This is a genomic window from Hydrogenovibrio sp. 3SP14C1, assembly GCF_029625905.1.
Taxonomy (GTDB): Bacteria; Pseudomonadota; Gammaproteobacteria; order Thiomicrospirales; family Thiomicrospiraceae; genus Hydrogenovibrio.
Genome location: NZ_JARTLM010000154.1, coordinates 1 through 264, shown reverse-complemented (window position 1 = coordinate 264; position 264 = coordinate 1). Strand labels below are relative to the sequence as shown.

At 47.7% G+C, this 264-nt stretch carries 1 protein-coding gene; it reads left to right on the top strand.

Going from position 1 to position 264, the window contains the following annotated elements:
* Positions 1–264: hypothetical protein (locus P8629_RS12030; RefSeq protein ID WP_278166347.1), on the top strand; the 264-nt coding region annotated here is incomplete at both ends.

Sequence of the window (264 nt, the reverse complement as noted above, 5' to 3'; positions counted from 1 at the left end):
CTCGATCTTATTCCTCTGCGTTTATTTAGTTTACTGATCCTAATCGGCGATAATATTAAATATAATTTGACGCAAACGCTCAACCAAAGTCGCTCTTGGCCGTTACCGGGGCCGGGATGGCTACTGTGTGCAGTCGGTAATAAATTACACTTAGCATTGGGCGGGCCAGCGATCTATGGTCAGCAAAAAGCGGTGCGCGCCAAAATTGGCGGGCGCATAGTGCCAACAAGCCTTCATTTAGCTCAGTTACGCCAACTACTTACC